We start from the raw sequence: 19,072 nt of genomic DNA on the forward strand, positions 1-19,072 counted from the left end.
GCCTTGCTGATATGAAAGCGTGGCGCATCCAACTCTGGTCCCTGTTGATTGTCGTGACGGGTATTTTTGCCGGTCAGGCGGTGCAGGCCCATGCGCCTGCCTGCAGCTGGGACACCAGCCAGACCCATATCAGCATTGTGGGTGGTGTATTGGGCAACCTGATCGAAAGCCCCACGGAGGGCACCTATGTGAAGCTGTTGGAGCGGCTATCTGAGCGTACGCCTATGCGCTACGACCTGGAGGTTCATTCCGATAAACGGGCACAGCGCCATTTCACCGACAAGCATTATGATGCCTATATGGTCTGGTCCAACTTTGATCCCGTGCTGTCATCGCTTCAGGTCAGGATCAGCGGTCGGCCCATCTATGCCTTTGTGCAGGAAGGCCAGAAAATACCGCGCCAGATCAGTGACCTGGAAGGGCTGACTGTGGGGCTGCCGTTTGTCTATTCTTTTCCGAAGGAGCTGACAGAAAACCCGGCCATTCACACCATGCGGCTGGCGGAAACCGCAGCCAGCAACCTTGACGCCCTTTCGCGCGGGCGGGTGGACGTTGCGCTGGTGGCGTCAGGTGATGCGCTGGCCTTTATGCGGGAAAACCCAATCAAGGGCCTGGTCTATGACGAAGATCATCCGATCATGACCAAGGAAACGGCGCTGGTGCTGCAGGATCATGAAGCCCTGCGCTGTACGGCTGTGATGCTCCAGCAGGAAATCGAAGCGATGCGGGCTGATGGTAGCCTGGCACGGATACTGGCGCCCTAGTTGCGCTTCTTGGGGTCATCCAGCGGGCGGTGGCTTTCGATGTGATCGATATACCAGCCAGGAAAACCATAGCTTTTTGCGGCCTTCAGGACTTTCTCGATATATTCTGTCTTGGCCTGTTCGGGTTTCATGTTGTCGCACACATACACCAGGGCCGGCACAATCTTGCCGCCGCGGGTCGTCACAAGCATAGCCTCCGGGTGGTATTCATAGTCAGTGAAGGACGACAGGTGAGTGGTATAGAGCGTATCCAACTCTTCGTGGGTCAGGTTCGCGAGAATGCCATACACGACGCCGTCACCGTTTTCGTGCAGGTTTGCAACGGGCTGCATCAGCATTTCATAGCCATGAATGCAGGCTGGCGCGAAGGCGCGCTTCTTGATGCCTGCTTCTTCAAGCACGCTCAGGCTGATAAAAGACCCGTAGAAAAAAACCTGTACCTTGCGGTTGGTCATATGAATTCCTCCCAATTTCCCCAGCAGTTTCTTATGAACACGCGCACCGGTTGCCCGTCAAACCTTATCTTATGTATTTGCTACAGTTTTACCGGGGTTGCCTCGTAGCGTTTCACATTGATCGACAAGATCTGCATGCCCGCGAGGGCCTGGCGGAACTTCGCCGTGTTGTCTGATTTCAGATGCCGGGCAAGGGCCTCTTTGGCCTCCCATTCCTCGTAGAAACGGAAGTTGCCCGGCATGTCGATGTCTTCCGACATCTGGTATGTAATGTTGCCGAATTCCTTGCGTGCGGCGCGGACAAACTGTTCGAACGCTTCCGTCGCCTCGCGGCGGTACTCGGGCGATATCTCAATCAGGCCTGTTACAATTAACAATCTGGCCTCCCGTGGTGATTTTTCCCCAACCACAACACCAGTATAGCCAGAAGACCTTTCGCAGCTGTTAATAAATCAGGGTGGGTTCAATACGCAAGTGGCGCCAAGCGCAGGCGAGGTTCCTGGGGCGTGCTGTGTTGTTCGTTGATATCAAGCTGGCTGGTGTCGAACCGCTGAATGTCGATAGACAAGACGCCAAAACGCGCCAGCGCCCGCCGGAATTCAACAGTATAATCCGCCCTGATATGGCGCATCAGGGCCTGCTTGGAATACCATTCCTCGTAAAAGCGGAAGGTGGCCGGGTCGTCAATATCCTCGTAAAACTGATAGGTGGCGTTGCCGGGTTCCTTGCGGCTGTGGCGCATTAGCATGCGTGCGGCAGCGATGGTCAGAATCCGGTTTTCTGGCGCCACCTTGATCAGACCTGTCACGACAATCATCCTGCCCTCCTGTTCAGGCAGTGACCCCACGTCGTGCGCGCAAACCTCTCAAATCCGCTTCGAAGTTCCAGCATACCGAAAGGGGGTTGATGACGGGTTAATTGATCAGGTTGCGCCGCCACGCTTTATACGTGCATAATTGTGCGAACCGCTGATGGGGGAAACACCATGCCCGAAGACACGAAACCCGACGAGACGCAATACACCGATCCGGAAACCGGCAAGCCGATCATCTATGCCGACAACGTGCCTGAGATTTTGCGGGGGCTGACGGAGGGGAACTGTGGGTTTGAGTTGGATGATCCCGAGCTCACAAAGATGGACACGAAGATGTCTGCCATCCAGCGTGCGGAGCAGGGTGTTGTACTTTGGAAGCGCTGGGTTCAATGGGCTGAACTAGTGGAGCAACGATGGACCATTGATGAAGAGCGTGACGGTCTGATTTTTCGAGGCATCAAGGAATCTGGAGATATTGGTCACACTATTGAATTTAATGCTCAATTCCCAAGAACTGTGGCTGCCCATCTGTGCAATTTGCGTGAGTTTATATTTCCGTGTCATGTTAAGTTTAACTCAATTAATTTTGTTCGGCGAGTGTCATTTGAGGATGCAATATTTTGCTCAGGTGTCTCCTTCTGCAACACAATCTTTGACCAAGGGGGGAGCTTTGGCTCAACAGTTTTCAAAGCCTCAGCAGATTTTCGTCATGCAAAATTTCGTGGGCTATCTACATCCTTCAATGGTGCCCATTTCTTAGACTTTGTCGATTTTAGCTACGCTGAATTTCATGAAAACGTCGGATTTATTCAGAGCAAATTTGAAGACGCTGCATGTTTTGATGAAAGTAAGTTTCTTAGCAATGCATCCTTTAATGAATCGATCTTTAGTGGTGCTATGCGATGTGTGAAAACACGTTTTGAAAATTCATTTAATGCCAATGATTGTGTCTTCCTTGGTTATGCCAACTGGTCTGGCGCAACGTTTATGCGTAGCGTTAACCTGCGGAACAGTGCGTTTCTCTTTCGATCCAATTTTGTGAATTGTGACTTCAAAGGCCATGTGGATTTGGACTGGACACGTTTCGGAACAATGAAGCAGGTAACGAAAAATGAGAGTAAAGCCGTGCCCAATTTTGGGGGCGCGAAATTCGCGGTTCCGCCTAATCTTGGCTATACGCTGGTCGAAGCGCCAAGTCTAAGAGCAACAAGGAACCTTTGGGAAAAACTCAAACTATCATGCGGCATGGATGTAAATTCATTTCGGGTTTCAGATGCAAAAGTCATGTCCAAGCTGCGGCGCCTTCAGGAATTGGCGGCAGACGGGCATCACCATTTGGCGGAAAAAAGATTTTTCCGGGCGGAGCTTTTATGCCGTCGGGGCCATGAAGCCACAGGGTGGCGTGAGATTATGATGATCAATCTCTTTGAGCTTTTTAGTGAATGCGGGCTCAACTTCTGGCGGCCGATAGATTGGCTCATACGTGTCAACATACTATTTGGCCTCTGCTATTTGGCACTCACCCAGCAGGGACCGTTGGAGTTAACCCCTGACACAGCGATAGTATCTATCTGCTTTTTGGGCCTTAGCATCTGGCGACCAAAGGCGTTCGTTCCGTTGTTCGGCGCAATGTTCTTCTTCGTGTACTGGCAATGGGGCGATTGGACGTTTGTCAACGTGTCTGGGGAAACCTGGCGAGAGCTCCTAATATACTGTGGCTCAAATAGCCTGCCGGTTATCGGCCTTACATCGGACAGTTATCAAGTCGCCGTCGAGTATCTTTTCGGTTTGCCGCACCAAGTGCCCGATCCTGTGCGAGTGTTAGCCTTTATCCATAATGCGGTGTCGGCAGTTTTCCTGTTCTTTGCATTGCTGGCTATCCGCAACTATTTCAAGCTGGGGTGAATGCACACAGCTCGTCACTCGCCGACTGGATCGGCGAGTCTATGGTCACAAACGATAGGTGGATTCGCTGATCAGGTGGCGTGCCGCCAGCTTCGCAAACAGCGAATGACGAGATAAAGACGTGCGGAAACGCGCAGCATGGCGGCCATGCTGCGGCGTCAAATTCTCGGGGGTTTAGCTTTGGCTGTTAGCCGCGCTTTTTCTTGAAGCGGGCAAAGAAGCCTTCGCCTGGCTGGTAAGACTGGGCTGCTTCCCATTCTGCTACCTTGCGGGCGTACTGTGTTTTGGTGATACCGTAAGTGGGCACAGGCTTTTGCTGTTGCATGGTTTCTTCCTTCGCTTATCGTTCGGGCCTTTTTTTAGGTTGGCCCTTTTGTCGTGTTTTATGGTGCCTCTTTGGGCGCCTCTTGTTCACCTTATCTGGTGATGATTTCCACGATTACAAGATACTGATTAATACGGCATTAAAAAGGCGGCGAACGGTGCAAGAAAAAAGGCGACCCGTTTGGGCCGCCTTTGATGTGTCGAATTTTTCTTCCCTTGTACTGGCATGAAGCCAGAACTGGGGCTTATTCCGCCGCGCGGGATGCTTTCTTGCGCTCGTGTGGCAGCAGGAAGCGTTTGCGCAGGCGAATGCTCTCTGGCGTTACTTCAACGAGCTCGTCGTCGTTGATGTAAGCCAGCGCTTCTTCAAGCGGCAGGATTTTCGGCGTGCTCATCTTGATGGCGTCGTCCTTGCCTGAGGCGCGCATGTTTGTGAGCTGCTTGGCTTTCTGCACGTTCACGTCAAGGTCATTGTCGCGGCTGTGTTCGCCGATGATCATGCCTTCATACACTTCAACGCCGTGGTTGATCATGATGGTGCCGCGTTCCTGCAGGTAGAAAAGCGCATACTGAACGGCCTTGCCGCCGGCAGTTGCGATCAGCACACCGCGCTGACGGGCGCGGATCGGGCCTTTGTAGGCGTCATAGCGGTCGTAGGCGCGGGCCATGATACCTGTACCGCGCGTGTCGGTGAGGAACTCGCCGTGATAGCCGATCAGGCCACGGGCAGGAGCATCAAACGTCAGGCGTACTTTGCCGCCGCCGGATGGCACCATGCCGGTCAGTTCAGCCTTACGGAGAGACATCTTCTCAACCACTGCGCCCTGATATTCTTCGTCCACATCGATCTGGACGGTCTCATAGGGCTCCAGGCGCTTGCAGTTTTCGTCCTGCTTGAACAGCACGCGTGGGCGGGAGATTGCCAGCTCAAAGCCTTCACGGCGCATGGTTTCAATCAGAACGCCCAGTTGCAGTTCGCCGCGGCCCGCCACTTCAAACGCGTCCTTGCTTTCGCTTTCCGTCACCTCGATGGCCACATTGCCTTCGGCTTCGCGCATCAGACGGTCGCGGATCACACGGCTGGTCACATGCTTGCCCTCGCGGCCCGCCAGAGGGCTATCGTTGACCATGAAGGTCATCGCCAGGGTTGGTGGGTCAACCGGGATCGCATGCAGCGCTTCGGTTACTTCCGGCACAGCGATGGTGTCTGCAACAGTTGCAGTGGTCAGGCCCGCGATGGCGACAATGTCACCCGCTTCGGCTTCTTCAACCGGCACACGTTCGAGCCCGCGGAAAGCCAGCAGCTTGGAAATGCGGCCAGTTTCGATCACCTTGCTGTCGCGGCTGAGGGCATGGATGGGGTCACCCACCTTCACGCGACCGGTTTCAACACGGCCGGTCAGGATACGGCCCACGAAGTTGTCGCGGTCCAGCAGGCTGATCAGCATGGAGAAAGGCTTTTCTTTGTTGCCTTCGGTCACCACTTTTGGTGCCGGCACGTGCTCGATGATTTTTTCAAACAGAGGGTGCAGGTTTTCGCGTGGGCCGTCCAGGTCATTGTCACACCAGCCGTCACGGCCGGAAGCGTACATTACCGGGAAGTCCAGTTGCTCGTCGTTGGCGTCCAGGTTCACGAACAGGTCAAAGACGGCGTCTGTGGCTGCGTCCGGGTTGCCGTCCGGCTTGTCCACCTTATTCACCACCACGATCGGCTTCAGCCCGAGCGCCAGCGCTTTCATGGTTACGAACTTGGTCTGTGGCATTGGGCCCTCGGCCGCGTCCACCAGCAGTACCACGCCGTCTACCATCGACAGGATACGCTCAACTTCGCCGCCGAAGTCGGCGTGGCCTGGGGTGTCCACGATGTTGACGCGGGTGTTGCCCCACATCACGCTGGTGCATTTCGCCAGAATGGTGATGCCGCGCTCTTTTTCCAGATCGCCGCTGTCCATGGCGCGTTCTTCCACGCGCTGGTTATCGCGCACGGTGCCGCTTTGCTTGAACAGATTGTCCACAAGCGTGGTTTTGCCGTGGTCAACGTGGGCGATGATCGCGATATTGCGAATGTCTTTACTCATGTCTGCTTCCTGAGGCCGTCAATGGGGGCCCAATTTAAAAAAGGCTTCCGGAAAAATCGGAAGCCCCCCAAATAAAAGATTTGCGCGGCTTATACGCGTCTTTGGTCGTTGCGGCAAGCGGAAAGGGCAGAGCTCCTAGGGCTTAGCTGCCATAAGGCACTTGAAAAGCTTGGTGTCGGCGGCAAATGCCAGTGACCGCTTCTTTGAGAAAGCCAGATGTTGAGGCGCTGAGCCAATGGGTGGCTCGAGCGTGCGAACCCGCTTTAAAACCCCGGTTTCGCCTAGGTAATGTTCGAGAACCGCTTTTGAATCGGCAATGAACTCTACCCTTCCGGTCAACAATTCGGCTACCAGCGATTTGGCGTTGCCGCGGATTATCAGGTCTACCGCGTCGCTGCGGATAAAGGCGTCGAACTTGGGTTCGATCAGGATATTTTGCTGGATTGCAATGCGTCGGCCGCGCAATTGCTCCAGACCCAGAAAGTCCTGCACAGCACTGTCTGCACGCACCATCAAGGCTGGACCCAGATCAAGCAAGGCATGTGGGTGGAAGTCAAAGAACTCGGTTCGCTCTTGTGAAAAGTTTGTTGGGATCAGCGCATCAGTCGTGCCTTCGCGCGCCATTGCGAGTGCTCGGCTCCATGCTGGGGGCGCGATAAATTCAACGTCTGCGCCACAGGCCTGTGCCATTTGGCGAACCGATTCCACGGCCAGCCCAGAGATATGACCTGTGTCTGGTGCAATGGTGACGATAGGCGGCAGAGGGATCGTGGAGACCTTCAGGATTGGGCGGCTGTCTGCAAACACTTCGTCCGCAACTGTCAACAACACAAGCAGCGCGATTAGCAGCGCTGCAGTGCCTAAAAGTTTTCGTGTCACACTCGTAACCACTGAGCTTTCCTCCCCGCCCCTGGCGGTACCATAGAGTGAGAGCCTCTATGAAAGGTTAATTCGGCGAAGTTAAGATAGGTTTCAGTTCTCGGGTAGGTACACGGATTTGCTCAACAGGCAGCGGGAAATCTCTGTCTCCGCAGCGAAGGCAGGCGCGCGTTTTTTGGACAAGGCCAGGAACTGGCCGCTACGACCCAGGGGTGGGTCCAAAACGCGAATTCTCTCCGGAATTTTTGATTCCGTCATGTGATAGATGATCATGGTTGGGCTGTCTGCGATGAAATCTACGCGACCAGACAAAAGCTCATCCACAAGGGAGATGCTATCGCTACGTTCCACAAGTGTCGCCTGATCGCTTCTGATATAGGCGTCGAATTTTTGTTCCAGAAGCGCGTTGGTGCGGACCGCTACTTTTTTCCCCTTGAGGATGTGAAGGCCGCTAAAGCGAAGGAAAGGACTATCAACGCGGACAATCAGGCTTGGGCTCATATCGACAAGCGGCTCTGTCGGGAAATCAAAATACGACAGCCGGTCTTCTGCGAAATTGGTTGGAATGACCGCGTCAACAATTCCTATTTGAGCCATCATATAGGCCCGATTCCAGGAGGGCGTGACGACAAGATCAGCTTCAGCGCCGCAAGTTTCTACCAGCAGCTGGAGGGCATCAATGGCTTCGCCGTGGATGTTTTTGCTGCCTGAGTCCTGCATAACAAGTGGCGGAACCACAATCGTGGAAACACGCAGAGTAGGAACGTCAGCGGCCGAGCCGGTGCCGGTCACTGTGCAGATTACTAGTAGAGCGCCGGCAATCAGTTGCGCCAACCTACCCAATCGGGACCTCCTTTCTACAAGGGTTCCCCGTTTTCCAGGACATTCAATGTAGCTCAATCCCTTCTAGGAAAGGTTAACAGCCTGGATGGCGAGGGGATCGGTTTGCCGCGGCCTTGCCACCGTTCGCCGACTACCGCCTGATTTGTAGCTCTGATGATGTAATGCTGCTGATGTTTGCGGATTAAGGATTGTCGGAGTGAAAACTATGGCTCGGGATATCGATCAGACAATTGATCTTTCCTATAAGCTTTTGGGGTGTCTATGGGGCGTTGGCTTGATCTGTCTTTGCCTGAGTTTCATGGCGGATAGTGCTGAACCGGACTGTCCTTTGGCAACATGCCATATCGAAAAATGCTGAAATTCTGAAAGGCTCCAATCTCTACTATTGGGTGTATTTTGCGTTTTTTTGGCGGGATGCCTCCCTGTTGGAACGGCCTAAGAGACAGTCAGAGCCGATCTGGTTTCCAGCGTGGCATCACAGACAATAATTCCCAAGTGGGATGCCGAGCATCGGCAAGAGAGCTTTCAGAAGCTAATTATTCCTGCGGGGCGCGATAAACGGCAATCATGGGGTTAACCAGAATAATTGCCTTGCGTTGAAATAAAATTGGCAAAGATCTTGAAAAGATGTGAGTCGTTCCTTGAAACCTGCGCCCTTATGGACCCGGGACAACTATTGAGCCAAGTTTGGTGAAAAAAAATTTCAAAAATAACACCAAATAAAATTCATATATTTCATAAAGTTATAGTGAATTAACAGATTCTCAAGGATTCGTGACGTAGCCTGTACTTGGAATTTGAGTACGAAGCATTTATCTTAATGCTTAGCGGGTAGCCCCCGCGAATGCCCTCCGTGGGCGTTTCCTCCCTGAGCCTGGGCCACGCGAAAGCGTGGCCTTTTTTTATTCAGCGTAAATTTTTCAGTAGCTGTGGCATTTTTGCTTACCTTACTTATTGCGGCGCATGTATGGCTTGTTTCGCACATGCTTGACCTTTCAAGCCCTGGTATATGTATCGCCTGCATTAGGTCGTCGCGGTTTTAGAAATGACTTTGTGGCGGCACAAGGGCCTTCGGAACCTCTTACAAGTTTTCACTTATGGGTAGAGTGTTGCAAAAGCAATAAGTTGGGAGTGGTGTTGCGCAGGCCTCTTGGTGTAGTGCCCCGGCATAAATAGTTGCGGCAAAAGAAAAGGGGCGCCGAAGCGCCCCTTTGGAACTTAGTATGGCATCAAGCCCTAGAAGCTGTAGCGAGCCCGTACATAGTACATGCCACCATTGAAGCCGAATGGCGATTCAACAGGGTAAGCCGCGCCTGCGATCCCGGCGTGTGGGTTGTCATCAGGATAGGTGTCGAACAGGTTTTCTGCGCCGATAACCACTTCAACATTTTCCATGACGTTGTACCCGAACTCAGCATCGAAGGTGATCTTCCCGCCTGCGTCAATCGGCAGGCCGAAGGAGCCGAGGTGATACTCGGTGTGGCCGCCATAGTAGTTCACGCGGGCCAGCATCCGCCACTTGTCATCGGTGTGCGTGAAGGTCGCGTTACCACGGTAGCGTGGCAGGCTTGTTTCAAGCTGTGCGATGCGCAGGTCATCAAGCGTTGCTGGGTTGAAGTCTGTTACCTTCGTTTTGGTGTAGTTGCCCGCGAACGACAGGTTAGTGCTACCATTCTCGAACAGGTCGAGAGGGATGGTTGCCACGATATCGATACCCTGTGTACGGGTGTCAAAGTCGTTCACGAAGAAGCGGAAGGCCGCCAGATCTGCTGCGAAGCCAATGCCCGATTCAACCAGACGCGTCCGGTCTTCGGTTGACAGGTTGATGGTTGCAGACTGGGTAATCCGGTCTTTCAGCTTGATATTGAAATAGTCGATCGTGAGGCTGGCTGCCCCAATATCGGCTGCAAGGCCAAGCGTGAAGGCGTTGGATTTTTCTGGCCCAAGAGGCTTCGCGCCAAAGTCAGCGGAAACCGGGTTGGTTGGTGGAATGGTACCACGCTGAGCTAGCTGCAGGCGGCCGTCAACTTCCTCGAACACTGTCGAGATGTTCACAACCTGCTGCTGACCAACGGTTGGTGCCCGGAAGCCGGAGCTGATGGAACCACGGAGGCGCAGGGCATCTGTGATTTTATACAGGCCGGAAACTTTGAAGTTGGTTGTGGAACCAAAGTCAGAGAAGTCTTCCCAGCGCAGTGCTGCACCAAGGATCAGGTCTTCGGTTACATCAGCTTCCATATCGAGATAAAGCGCGATGTTCGTGCGGTCCCACTCACCGGCTACGTTCGGACTGAAGCCCGCAAAGCCGTTTGCGGCAACACCAAAGCCCTGGTTGCCAACAACGATGTCGCCATCAGCGTTTTCAAGCTCGAACGGCTGGGCAAGAATGCCTGTTTCCCAGGATTCTGTTTGACCAATACGTGCTTCGAACTGCTCTTCGCGCCACTCGAAACCGGCTGCCACGTTCAGGTCAGAGAAGAAGCCAACATCGATCGGATAGGACAGATCGGCGTTGAAGTTCTTTTCAAGCTGAATGTAGGAACCAAGTTCAAACTCGGTTGGCGTCAAAGAACCCAGGCTTGGGTTTACAGTGTTCTTGATGAAGAAGTCTGCCTGGTTGCGGCCCACATGCATGGACACGTCATAGGCAAGGCCATTGTCCATCTCGCCGCGGTAACCCATGGCGATAGCTGCGTCGTTCAGTTGGCCACCGAATTGTGGTGTAAAGCCACCTGGGAACATTTCGTTGAAGACGAAACAGTTCGGGTCGGCAAAGATTTGCGCCAGAACGGCTGCTTCATCTGCATCGCCAACATTCAGAGGATCGGCAACTGTACCAGTAGTGGCTTCACCTTCGTTGAAGTTGATACCGCCAGGGCAGGTGATGCCGTCATCCGGGGCCATGTCACCCACAAGACGCTGTGTGCCAGATACGTTCACGCCGGAACGGGTGTCTGGGTTACGATAGAAGAAGCCACCTTCTGTTTCCCGTTCGGCATAGTTACCGAACAGATAGGCTTCGCCAGAGCTGGTGTTCAGACCAGCATTGAGGAAGACCTTCCAGTCATCACGAATTTCAGGTGTGCCCCAGACTTGGGCGTATGGCTGGCGAACATTGTTGTTGCCCCCATCAATCAGGCCCTGGGCATCGTCACGCTGGACGCTGCGGCTGGTTGGGTCTGCTTCGCGCCATTCAGCGGAGAAGTTGGCAAAGCCGTCTGGGCCAAGCGGCAGGCCGATATTGGCTGCGAACATGCGCTGGTCGCCGTCACCCTCATAGGTTTGGCCCCATTTGGCTTCAACGCTGCCACCTTCGGCATCGTCGCGCAGAACAAAGTTCATCACGCCAGCGATGGCATCGGAACCATATTGTGCTGCTGCACCGTCACGCAGAACTTCAACCTGCTTGAGGGCAATAGAAGGAATAACGGAAATGTCCGGACCTTGTGCACCGTCAGAAAGACCGCCGCCAAGGAAGGAAATAACCGCCGCACGGTGACGACGCTTGCCATTCAGAAGAACCAGCGTCTGGTCGGGCGCGAGGCCACGCAGGTTCGCAGGGCGAACAAGCGTTGCGGCATCCGAAATTGGCTGTGCGTTCACGTTATAGGATGGCACAACAGTCCGCAGCAGGTTCGACATGTCCCCGTCGCCCTGGTTTGCAAACTGGTCTGCGCTGATTACATCAACTGGTGCCGGCGTATCTGCCGCAGAACGTGCTGCCCGGCGCGAACCGGTAACAACAACTTCTTCAATGGCAAAACCGTCATCAGCAGAAGTGCTTTCCTGTGCGCTAGCAGCAACAGTCGGTAGGACTGATGCCATCGCTACGCAGGACGTACCTAATAGGAATTTTTTCATGGTGTCCACAGAACCCCTCCGTGTTTTTAAGGTGTGGTTTCAGTTCTTCGCCGCCAACCTCCCAGAAGCGCAGCGAATGCACTCGATACCTACAAAGACGGATATTAAGCCTGCTTTAGGAATAAAAAGATCAGAAAAAGGTGCCTTTTTTTCTTTGGCGCCAAGAAAAGTTAAAATGTGTTGTTTTTGAAACACTTGTGAACTCTTGGGTCTAGAAAAAGAAATTATGTTTCCTGAAACATGGGTGGGCGCAATATTTGACAATGAGTGATGAGGTTGTCAGGCGCGGAAAATAGCGATTTTCTAGGGAGTGGCAATAATGATTAATCACTCAGCTGCGCGAGGGAGAGCCGCTTTCACGTGACCCTTTTGCATGTCTATGAAGCGCGAAATAAGGTTCTGGCTAAACCACTGAAGTTTTTCACGAATTTCTTCAAACTCTGGCAAAGGCTCTATTTTGTTCTCATTCATATAGATGGCGCGATTGATTTCAATCTGCAGCGCATGGCGTCCCTGGTTGGGGTTACCATAATGCTGAGTGGTAAAGCCACCGGAATAGGGCACGTTCCGACGCACACGAAAACCGGTCCGGATCAGTAGCTCCTCTGCGATGGAGGTCAGGTCGCGACTGCATGCGGAGCCCCAGTTGTCTCCAAGTACGATGTCTGGCCCCTGATGTCGGCCCGTCTTTTGTTCCGAAGGCATCGAATGACAATCAATCAGCGCAGCATAGCCGAACTGCTTTTTCCGGGCGCTGATAAGGGCCGCCAGCTTGTCGTGGTAGGGCTTGTAGACGGCACCAATGCGATAGAACGCTTCCCGGGCTGGCAGCTTCTCAGTATAGATGGGCACGTTTTCGGCCACAAGTTTCGGGATGATCCCAAGCCCTGCTTTTACGCGGTGTGTTTCGTGTACCAGGCCTTCATCAAGGGTGGGGCTGAACATGGATGGGTCAAGCTCCATCTCGTCACGATTGAGGTCCAGATAGGCGCGGGCGTGGGTTGCCACCAGAAGAGTTGCGCCATTTTGGGGCGCGTGATCAAACAGCTTGTCGACGAATGCATCTTCCGACAGGCGCAATGTGTGATCTGACAAATGGGTGGCTGAGCGCATGGCTTGCGGGTAGAAGCGGCCGCTGTGTGGCAGGGCAAATATAAAGGGTCCCGGTGTTGGTGCGGAACGGCACAAGAAGGGCGCTGGGCGCTCAACTTTTTTCCGGCTTGTCTCGTCGCAGCTATGCTCTGTCATATGAATAGCCTAGCGCGAAACCGTCACGAAGTCATCGCTGATCTTAAGTGGGTCGGTCCGATAAAAATTGGCTTGCACGGTCGCGGGCTGCGGTGTAAACACAGGCCCGTTCCCTCCCGGTCCAAGTTTCTTGGTGCGGGCGGGCCTTCCGAATGAAATGGCACGGTCGGTTAGCTCAGTTGGTAGAGCGCATCGTTGACATCGATGAGGTCGTTGGTTCGAGCCCAATACCGACCACCATTTATTTTCCGCAGAATAGACTTTTATGCGTGACCGGATTGTTGCTGGCTAATTTGCCTGCACTGTATGCGCTTCGGTTGGGTGATTGTTGAAAAGGGCAGCAACCTTTCCTGCTTTTACCAGCGTCTCAATGGCCTTGCCGAGGCGATCGGCAAGGCCGATACAGGGGGATTGACGCGAAAAGGCCATATAGACCTTGTGCGCATCAACGGGCGTTGGATGCAGCATGAATGTGCCGTCCGGGCTGAAGTCATCTGTTTCGAACATGGAATATTGCCCGGTGAGCATGAAATCCACTCGCCCGGCTTTCAGTAGGTTGAATGCAACCTCCTGACTGTGGACATACAGCATGTTCAGATTCTTTCGCATGAACGCGTCAAAGCGGTCACCGCGGCTATCACTGGCCACTGTAACGCCTTTGAAGGCTTTCAGGTCATCCCAGGTGGTGTAATTGATGGGACCGTCGCGGCGCATGACAATTTGTGTTTCTTCCGACCAGAAGGCTGGGAGGAAATGCATGGTCTCTTCCCGTGGTTTAGTGTGATACAGCCCGACAACAACGTCCAGATTGCCCAGCGCGTGTTGCTGAAGCACGCGTGCCCAGCTACCTCGGTATGTGATTTGCACCGGAATGCCGGCTTCTTCGGCGGCCATCCGCGCCAGATCGATGCCGACACCTTTGACGGTATTATTGTCTTTGTAGGACAAGGGGAAATATTCTGGCGGCCCACTGATCTGCAAGCTTTTGCAGGAATGGTCATCTGCCAGAGATGCAGGGGGGCCAAACGCGAGCGCGACTATTAGAGTGATCCCAAGAATAAGAATGCGGTGCGTGGTCACCCGGCCTCCTGTCGCCCCCACTAGAGTAACAGAGTGTAGCGCAACCCGGCGTTTCCTCCAAGGCTGATTGAGGCCGGTCAGAGCTTCCTGTATTGGTTCAATTTTTATGCATTCTTTATACAACCAGCCCGGAGTCATATCGAAACCTCACATGAATGGCAGCACCCTAAGGGCTTCCAAGTCAGGAGGTCGCTGGGACATGTCTGAAGAGCCGGGAGAAATGCAAACGTTTGACACCGTAGCGGTCAACCTGCATGAGCAACTCAAGCAACACCAGGATATGCTGGAAGCAGAAGGCATGGTGGTTGAGCTTGGGGCTTTGGTCTATTGGACTGACAGAGTGGCCCGAGGCCAACTTTCTGCCCGGGATGCTCTCGACAAGCACGGCTTGGGAGATCTTCTGGCGCTTAAGCGCCGGATCGCGGCCACCTGTGCCGAGTTGGAAAACGCCACCCAGGATCAAGAAGGCGAGGATGTCCTTCTCATCAAAAAGCAGCAGGAATATTCCAAGGCCTATCAGGACCTGTCGGTTGCGATAGACTGTTATCTGAAGGCAGCCTATAGCATGAAGCCGGAACAGCGCCTCAAGGATTTCAAGCAGGTCTCCGACTTGGCGGCCGAAAGTTCGCTGAAGCCAAAGGCGAATACCAAAAATGGGCGTAAAGCGGTCCTTGTTGAGCCATTGGCAGGGCTGCTGGTCACTATTTATTCGCTCTATGTCAAATCACTATATTACCGCTGGAACAGCGGCAAGAAAAGTGCAGCCCATGCGCATGAGATGCTTGATCACCACTGTACGGCCATCAGCCAAATTGGCGATGAGCTTGCGAAGCGCATCAGCGCACTTGGACATTCGACGCCGGGTCAGTTAAGGGCCTATGCCGCCTTTGCTGCAGAACGTGACGACCTGGGGCAGCCGGGAACGCCAGTAGAATGTATTAATGCGCTAATTGTTGCCAATCAGGTCTGTATGTCGGAAGCTAGGCGCGTGTTTGATGTGGCCCGGGCAGTACGGGATGAGACGACGGTGGAGCTGGTCAACCCCATTTTCACTTTCCATAACCGGGCCATCCAGGAGCTCAAGGCTGTCCGAAGTGCGACGGAAGGGCCAGGCGGTACCAGTTGATGTCGTCTCTTGTGCCAGCTTTGTATGTCGAACACCGGCCCACCGAAGGCACAGCATGTGCGGTGGGCGGTGGCTACAAGGAAGAACGGATGGCAAAGAAACAGCAACAGATTCTGGCGTTTGTCGACAGCCACCCAAAAAGTTACAAGGTCGTTGCCGCGGCGCGCGAAAAGGCGGCGAAAACCGGCGCGCGCTGGCGCCTGATTTATGTTGACCGTATCGACGAAAGTGTTGGCAGTGACAATCGGCGCGAGGCGCTGCTCTCTCTTTTAAACAAGGCCCGCCGCGAAGGGGCAAGCGTCCTTCACCTTGATTCCGCCAGAGGCAGCCAAACGGAATTGAACTACATTCGCAGCTGCGTTAACAGCGGAGAAGCCGTTTCTCACATATTCATGGGGCAACCTGCAACGGCACGGGGAGCGGACCTGAGGCGCTATTGGCGCACTCGAAGAATTACCAAAGAGTTCTCGCACCAAGCGTCGGTGACCATTATTCCGCTTGAGGGCAGCATCAAGCCTGCGAGCCTCTGGAGCCGATTTGTTCACGGTCCTGTTACGTGGCATACCGCTGTTTATCCACTCGTGGCTGTCGCCGCCGCCTATCTGGCGGTGGAAGGAATCCGTGCGTTGATGCCGGTGATCTATTTCAAGATCAACACCCACAATGTGGCGCTCTTGTTCCTGCTTGCATGTGTGATGGTAGCTATCCGGCAAGGGCTCCTGGCCGCGCTTTTGGCGTCGATCCTGAGTGCCGCGACGATCAATTATGCTTATACTGTGCCGTTCCAGAAGTTCAACATTGGCACTGTTGCAGATGTTGCGAATATTACCATCTTTCTTGCCTCCGCTTTTATCATTGCCTTTTTGGGTGGCCATGTAAGAGCAAATCTGGAAACGATCCGGCGACGGGAAGAGCGCAGCAGGGTGCTTTATGAAATTCATACACTGACTGCAGAAGCTAGCGCACGGGAAGCGCTGCTGAAGGTCGTGGCGCGTGAACTGAAATCGCTTTTGGGTATGAAAGTCGTCTTCTTCATCACCAAGGTGCGCACGTCGGTTTTGGAAGCCGATGCTATTGCCGATTTTGTTCAATACCCGGAGAAGGTTGACCTGGATGGGCCAGTGAAGCAGGGGCTGGAGGAATGCTGGCAGGCGGGTGACGTGGGTCGCGCCTTTCGCGCTGTTCGCCATGAGACAAGCACTTGGGTGTTCGAGCCCATTACAACGCCGAACCAGAAATATGGCGTTTTGGCGGTATGTATTCCTTTGTCGTGGCGCCTTGATTCAGAATTCACCCAGTTGATCAGTGCGCTTGCCGATCACACCGCGCAGGCGTTGGAACGTATCGAATATGCTACCGAAATGCAGGAAAGCCGGTTCCGGGAAGAGCGTGAAAAATTGAGGTCCATGCTGCTTTCCAGTGTGTCCCATGACCTCAAGACACCGCTGGCTTCGATCATCGGCAGTATCAGTGTCCTCAAAAGCTTGAAGAAGTCAGATCGGTTGTCAGATGACCAGTTGGAGACGTTGGCAGGTACGGCGCTTGAAGAGGCGCAGCGCCTGGACGCCTTCATCACTAATATTCTGTCGATGACACGGATCGAAAGTGGTGACGTGGAGTTTTCATGTCTGCTGCACGACCCGGCCGAGCCGCTGGATCAGGCGTTGAAATCGCTGCGGTCCCGCTTGCAGGGGCGCGAGCTGCGCATAACGCGGAACTATGAAGGCCTCCATGTCGAAATGGACGCCCTGATGACGGCCCAGGTGCTGCAGAATGTCATCGATAATGCGGCCAAATATTCGCCGAACGACAGTGCGATCGAGATTGATCTCAAACGCCGCGAGGACGGTTTCGAATATCGCGTCCGGGATTTTGGTAGCGGCATACCTGAGGATAAACAGGAAAAGATTTTCGATAAGTATGAGCGCCTCAATCGTACGGATCAGCAAGTCGCTGGGACCGGCCTGGGGCTTGCCATTGCAAAGGTGGTGATGCACCGCCAGGGCGGCGTCATCACGGCAGGCAATCACAAGCAAGGTGGTGCAGAATTTGTTCTGGTGTTCCCGACTGTTGTCGCCGTACCCAAAGGGCAAATGGATGGCTGAAGAACTCAACAAATCTATTCTGGTAATTGATGATGCCGACGCAATCAGGACCTTTCTGCGGATCTCTTTAGGTGACTTGGGTATGAAGGTTACTGAAGCCAAAACCGCGCGGGACGGGCTTCAGGCCTTTCGGGACCAATCGCCGGATTATGTGGCACTTGACCTCGGTCTGCCTGATGATGATGGCATTGAAGTATTGCGGCAGATTAAGGCGGACGGTGCTGGCAAGCGAACCCATGTGATTGTACTTTCTGCCCGGTATGGCAACAAGATCAAGGACGAAGCCCGTGCTCTGGGGGCTCTTGCCTTTATTCCCAAACCGTTCGTGATTGACGACCTTCTCGAAGTGATCGGTTGTTAGGCTCTCCAGCTTGCAGGAAGCTGCCTCAATGCAGCCTTAATTAATTTACCAAAAATTTATGCACAGTCGCGGTTCGGCGGATCGAATACTGATGCCGCGTGCGCCATCCTCAGTTCAACAGATCCTTGAGGGCTGGAGGGTGACATGACTAAAACATTATGCATGCTGGCAGCCGCGCTTGCGCTGCCCTTGACAGGGCATTCTGCAGCAACCGCGGAAGAGAGCCTGACCCCCGCAGTGGCTCACAAGGCGGAGTGGCCAGAAGGGGTCACTGATGCAAGCTCTCTTTCATGGGTTATTGAGGACCGGAGCAACGCAATTGCGCGTGCCAAATGGACGTTGATGGATCAACTGTTTCAAGCGCACCTCGCTACCAAGCATCAATCCCGGGAACAAGTCGGACGGCGGCTTGCAGATGCTTCCCAACAGTTGCAGTCGCTGGTTGAAGAGGGTCTTGAAGGTGCGCCTTCAAAGGTTGCCGGACCAGTCAAACTGGTGGAGCTGAAATACGGCAGCATCATTTCGCCAAATCTGATTTATGTCCCAGTTGCCGATAGTACGCTGGCAATTGATGATTTTGTCGCTGTACTTGATATCAAAGCTGCTGATCGAAGCGATATTGAAGGTGCAAAGGTGCGCTACGTGCGGCTGCAGCTGGACCCAGACAAGCTATCCCATGACTTGAATGAAGGCCTGGAGGCACTCAACATGGGGGACCTTGACGGAGTGCGTGATCAGTTAGTGGACGCACAGCAAAGCATGATTACTGAATTGGAACGTGCACCATCCTTGCAGGGGGTGGCGCGGGACAATGTGTCGCTCGCGCGTTTCCTGCTCAAAGCGGCTGAATATGAAGGCGCGCGCGAGGCCCTGAAAGAGGCAGAGAGGGCTGTGGCGGCACTCTGTGAAGGTCAGGATGCCTCAGACCGCGATGCCGCAGAGGTCGAGACGATCCGCAAGGAGATGAGGGAGCTATCGGGCATGATCGAGCAGCGTGACCCGGCACTAGCGGATCAGATCGACAAACAGCTGGAAGCCTGGTGGAACTCGCTGAGTTGACCCCCAGACGCCGGGCCCGGCGCATAACAATAAATATTTTCCTCACCCAACCTTCAGGAGCCTTCTGGCTCCTGTTTTTTTGAGCAGCTAATTGACTTTGGTTTAAAAGTTCCAGTTACCAGAGAGGTGAACATGCGCTATCATCCAGCCCAAGTTGTCATATTTGGCTA

General features: G+C 53.8%; 16 protein-coding genes and 1 tRNA gene. 7 read left to right on the top strand and 10 right to left on the bottom strand.

What is annotated here, in order from left to right:
- Positions 1 to 11: 11 nt before the first annotated feature.
- On the top strand, positions 12 to 764 hold the full coding sequence (locus KORLAC_RS02270) for a substrate-binding periplasmic protein (protein ID WP_068302265.1): 753 nt from the start codon (positions 12 to 14) through the stop codon (positions 762 to 764).
- Here KORLAC_RS02270 and KORLAC_RS02275 read toward each other — a convergent pair.
- The 3 genes from KORLAC_RS02275 to KORLAC_RS02285 all read right to left on the bottom strand — a co-directional run bounded on the left by KORLAC_RS02275 (position 761) and on the right by KORLAC_RS02285 (position 2,036).
- On the bottom strand, positions 761 to 1,219 hold the full coding sequence (locus KORLAC_RS02275; RefSeq protein WP_068302268.1) for a gamma-glutamylcyclotransferase family protein: 459 nt from the start codon (positions 1,217 to 1,219) through the stop codon (positions 761 to 763). The genes KORLAC_RS02270 and KORLAC_RS02275 overlap by 4 nt on opposite strands.
- A gap of 80 nt (positions 1,220 to 1,299) precedes the next feature.
- A complete protein-coding gene (locus KORLAC_RS02280; RefSeq protein WP_068302272.1) occupies positions 1,300 to 1,596 on the bottom strand; it encodes a putative quinol monooxygenase in 297 nt (98 codons plus the stop codon).
- An 86-nt stretch (positions 1,597 to 1,682) separates the two neighbouring features.
- Positions 1,683 to 2,036, bottom strand: a complete 354-nt coding sequence (locus tag KORLAC_RS02285) for a putative quinol monooxygenase (protein WP_068302275.1) — start codon at positions 2,034 to 2,036, stop codon at positions 1,683 to 1,685.
- Positions 2,037 to 2,204: 168 nt separating this feature from the next.
- On the opposite strand from KORLAC_RS02285, the gene KORLAC_RS02290 reads away from it, so the two are divergent.
- Positions 2,205 to 3,938, top strand: coding sequence for a pentapeptide repeat-containing protein (locus KORLAC_RS02290; RefSeq protein WP_068302279.1), 1,734 nt, complete (start codon positions 2,205 to 2,207; stop codon positions 3,936 to 3,938).
- Between the two features lie 187 nt (positions 3,939 to 4,125).
- Here the strand turns inward: KORLAC_RS02290 and KORLAC_RS18855 are convergent, their stop codons facing one another.
- From KORLAC_RS18855 to KORLAC_RS02315, 6 genes are all read right to left on the bottom strand, one after another.
- On the bottom strand, positions 4,126 to 4,263 hold the full coding sequence (locus KORLAC_RS18855; protein ID WP_160328578.1) for a hypothetical protein: 138 nt from the start codon (positions 4,261 to 4,263) through the stop codon (positions 4,126 to 4,128).
- 244 nt (positions 4,264 to 4,507) lie between these two features.
- Positions 4,508 to 6,340: a translational GTPase TypA gene (gene typA, locus KORLAC_RS02295; protein WP_068302281.1), complete on the bottom strand. Its 1,833-nt coding sequence runs from the start codon at positions 6,338 to 6,340 to the stop codon at positions 4,508 to 4,510.
- 135 nt (positions 6,341 to 6,475) lie between these two features.
- A complete protein-coding gene (locus tag KORLAC_RS02300; protein WP_068302283.1) occupies positions 6,476 to 7,231 on the bottom strand; it encodes a substrate-binding periplasmic protein in 756 nt (251 codons plus the stop codon).
- Between the two features lie 81 nt (positions 7,232 to 7,312).
- Positions 7,313 to 8,062, bottom strand: a complete 750-nt coding sequence (locus KORLAC_RS02305; protein WP_139167502.1) for a substrate-binding periplasmic protein — start codon at positions 8,060 to 8,062, stop codon at positions 7,313 to 7,315.
- A 1,236-nt stretch (positions 8,063 to 9,298) separates the two neighbouring features.
- On the bottom strand, positions 9,299 to 11,923 hold the full coding sequence (locus KORLAC_RS02310; RefSeq protein WP_068303113.1) for a TonB-dependent receptor plug domain-containing protein: 2,625 nt from the start codon (positions 11,921 to 11,923) through the stop codon (positions 9,299 to 9,301).
- A gap of 327 nt (positions 11,924 to 12,250) precedes the next feature.
- Entirely contained in the window at positions 12,251 to 13,171 is a 921-nt protein-coding gene (locus tag KORLAC_RS02315; protein ID WP_068302287.1) for an N-formylglutamate amidohydrolase, read from the bottom strand.
- Positions 13,172 to 13,335: 164 nt separating this feature from the next.
- On the opposite strand from KORLAC_RS02315, the gene KORLAC_RS02320 reads away from it, so the two are divergent.
- Positions 13,336 to 13,411, top strand: a tRNA-Val gene (locus tag KORLAC_RS02320).
- Between the two features lie 48 nt (positions 13,412 to 13,459).
- Here the strand turns inward: KORLAC_RS02320 and KORLAC_RS02325 are convergent.
- Entirely contained in the window at positions 13,460 to 14,251 is a 792-nt protein-coding gene (locus KORLAC_RS02325; RefSeq protein WP_068302289.1) for a substrate-binding periplasmic protein, read from the bottom strand.
- A 199-nt stretch (positions 14,252 to 14,450) separates the two neighbouring features.
- Between KORLAC_RS02325 and KORLAC_RS02330 the strand changes: the two genes are divergently transcribed.
- From KORLAC_RS02330 to KORLAC_RS02345, 4 genes are all read left to right on the top strand, one after another.
- Positions 14,451 to 15,377 carry a ferritin-like domain-containing protein gene (locus KORLAC_RS02330; protein ID WP_068302294.1) on the top strand — a complete coding sequence of 309 codons (927 nt, stop codon included), beginning with the start codon at positions 14,451 to 14,453 and terminating at the stop codon, positions 15,375 to 15,377.
- Positions 15,377 to 17,482: an ATP-binding protein gene (locus tag KORLAC_RS02335; protein ID WP_068302296.1), complete on the top strand. Its 2,106-nt coding sequence runs from the start codon at positions 15,377 to 15,379 to the stop codon at positions 17,480 to 17,482. Before KORLAC_RS02330 ends, KORLAC_RS02335 begins: the two co-directional genes overlap by 1 nt.
- The gene (locus KORLAC_RS02340) at positions 17,475 to 17,843 is read left to right on the top strand and encodes a response regulator (protein ID WP_068302299.1); all 369 of its coding nucleotides are present in this window, start codon (positions 17,475 to 17,477) and stop codon (positions 17,841 to 17,843) included. Before KORLAC_RS02335 ends, KORLAC_RS02340 begins: the two co-directional genes overlap by 8 nt.
- A 144-nt stretch (positions 17,844 to 17,987) precedes the next feature.
- On the top strand, positions 17,988 to 18,902 hold the full coding sequence (locus KORLAC_RS02345; protein ID WP_139167504.1) for a hypothetical protein: 915 nt from the start codon (positions 17,988 to 17,990) through the stop codon (positions 18,900 to 18,902).
- Positions 18,903 to 19,072 lie beyond the last annotated feature (170 nt).

This window comes from Kordiimonas lacus, assembly GCF_001550055.1.
Classification (GTDB): Bacteria; Pseudomonadota; Alphaproteobacteria; order Sphingomonadales; family Kordiimonadaceae; genus Kordiimonas; species Kordiimonas lacus.

Excerpts from the sequence above, each read along its gene's own strand:
- KORLAC_RS02335 (WP_068302296.1), top strand. The coding sequence starts at position 15,377 with ATGTCGTCTCTTGTGCCAGCTTTGTATGTCGAACACCGGCCCACCGAA.
- KORLAC_RS02310 (WP_068303113.1), bottom strand. The coding sequence starts at position 11,923 with ATGAAAAAATTCCTATTAGGTACGTCCTGCGTAGCGATGGCATCAGTC.
- KORLAC_RS02285 (WP_068302275.1), bottom strand. The coding sequence starts at position 2,036 with ATGATTGTCGTGACAGGTCTGATCAAGGTGGCGCCAGAAAACCGGATT.
- KORLAC_RS02340 (WP_068302299.1), top strand. The coding sequence starts at position 17,475 with ATGGCTGAAGAACTCAACAAATCTATTCTGGTAATTGATGATGCCGAC.
- KORLAC_RS18855 (WP_160328578.1), bottom strand. The coding sequence starts at position 4,263 with ATGCAACAGCAAAAGCCTGTGCCCACTTACGGTATCACCAAAACACAG.
- KORLAC_RS02330 (WP_068302294.1), top strand. The coding sequence starts at position 14,451 with ATGTCTGAAGAGCCGGGAGAAATGCAAACGTTTGACACCGTAGCGGTC.
- KORLAC_RS02315 (WP_068302287.1), bottom strand. The coding sequence starts at position 13,171 with ATGACAGAGCATAGCTGCGACGAGACAAGCCGGAAAAAAGTTGAGCGC.
- KORLAC_RS02345 (WP_139167504.1), top strand. The coding sequence starts at position 17,988 with ATGACTAAAACATTATGCATGCTGGCAGCCGCGCTTGCGCTGCCCTTG.
- typA (WP_068302281.1), bottom strand. The coding sequence starts at position 6,340 with ATGAGTAAAGACATTCGCAATATCGCGATCATCGCCCACGTTGACCAC.
- KORLAC_RS02290 (WP_068302279.1), top strand. The coding sequence starts at position 2,205 with ATGCCCGAAGACACGAAACCCGACGAGACGCAATACACCGATCCGGAA.
- KORLAC_RS02275 (WP_068302268.1), bottom strand. The coding sequence starts at position 1,219 with ATGACCAACCGCAAGGTACAGGTTTTTTTCTACGGGTCTTTTATCAGC.
- KORLAC_RS02270 (WP_068302265.1), top strand. The coding sequence starts at position 12 with ATGAAAGCGTGGCGCATCCAACTCTGGTCCCTGTTGATTGTCGTGACG.